This is a genomic window from Streptomyces sp. 13-12-16, assembly GCF_002114215.1.
Taxonomy (GTDB): domain Bacteria; phylum Actinomycetota; class Actinomycetes; order Streptomycetales; family Streptomycetaceae; genus Streptomyces.
Map to the genome: position 1 here is coordinate 1 of NZ_NCTE01000711.1, position 1,427 is coordinate 1,427.

Here is a 1,427-nt window from a genome sequence, read left to right on the forward strand (position 1 = left end):
CGGGCGCTCGGGCCGCGGGCGCGGGGCCTCCAGGTCGGGGACGACGGCGGGGCGGGAGCCGGTGTCGAAGTGCACGAGGACCTCGTGGCCCTGGAACTCCAGGTGCTCCACCAGGCCGGTGAGCGCCACCTCGCCGGTCCGCGCGGCGGACGGCTTGGCGATCCGTACGGCCTCCGAGCGCAGGCCCACGATGACCTCGCGGCCCTGCTGCACCCTCAGCAACTGGTGGTCCAGGGAGAGCGGTTCGGGCAGCCGCAGGAACTGCTTGCCCAGGCTGATGGTCATCGCCCCGTCGAGCGGGGCGCGCACCAGGCCGCGCAGCAGATTGATGCGCGGGGTGCCGATGAACGCGGCGACGAAGACGTTGCTCGGCAGGGAGTACACGGTGCGCGGGGTGCCGACCTGCTGGAGGACGCCGCCGCGCAGTACGGCGACGCGGTCGCCGAGCGACATGGCCTCGGACTGGTCGTGGGTGACGTAGACGGTGGTGACGCCCAACTCCCGGGTGAGCTGGGAGATCTCGGCGCGCAGCCGGTTGCGGAGCTTGGCGTCGAGGTTGGACAGCGGTTCGTCCATCAGGAAGGCGGAGGGGTGACGGGCGATGGCCCGGCCCATGGCGACGCGCTGGCGCTCACCGCCGGAGAGCTGGGCGGGGAAGCGGTCGAGGAGGTCCTCGATGCCGAGCATGCGGGCGGTGGCGTCCACGCGCGGGGCCGGGTCGGCGCCGGGGGACTCGATGCGGAGCGGGAAGCCGATGTTGTCGCGGCTGCTCATGCTCGGGTACAGGGCGAAGTTCTGGAACACCATCGCCATGTCCCGGTCGGAGGGGGGCAGTTCGTTGCCGTACTCGCCGTCGAGGAACAGCCGGCCCTCGTCGATGTCCTCCAGTCCGGCGATCATCCGGAGCACGGTGGACTTGCCGCAGCCGGAGGGGCCGAGCAGGACGAGGAACTCACCGGGCGCGATGTCCAGCGACAGCCGGTCCACCACGCGGACGTCTCGCGTGTATGCCTTGCTCACGTCGTGCAGGGAGATGGCGCGTGTCATGAGGGTGCCCCCGGGGGCGGATATGGGCGCTGGCGCTCCGCGTTCGGAACGCCCCGCACGGGTCGCACGGGGCGTGTGAGTCACGGAAGCTAACGGAAAGTAGCGGCCGGGGGAAGATGCCGGACAGGATCAGGGCGCTCCGGTCCACCAGGCGAGAAAGCGGACGGCCGGATTCACCGGGGGTGGCCGGTGTCGCCCGTCAGCCGTCGCCCCCGTCGTCGCCGCTTCCCGAGCGGCCGCTCGAACGGCCCGACCGGAGCAGCTCGCCCGCCAGCAGGGTCCCCTTCGCCACTCCGCGCGCCCAGCGCGGACCGCCCCGTGCCGCCCGGACGACGCAGACGCATCCTCCGACGGCGAGGACGAGAACACCGGACAGGACG

Annotated in this window: 2 protein-coding genes; both read right to left on the reverse strand. The window is 72.3% G+C overall.

Going from position 1 to position 1,427, the window contains the following annotated elements; genetic code table 11:
* Nucleotides 1–1,047 (reverse strand): ABC transporter ATP-binding protein (locus tag B7767_RS26805; protein WP_085574436.1); only part of this gene is annotated, 1,047 nt, incomplete at its 3' end.
* A gap of 199 nt (nt 1,048–1,246) precedes the next feature.
* Nucleotides 1,247–1,427 (reverse strand): hypothetical protein (locus B7767_RS47420; protein WP_085574435.1); only part of this gene is annotated, 181 nt, incomplete at its 5' end.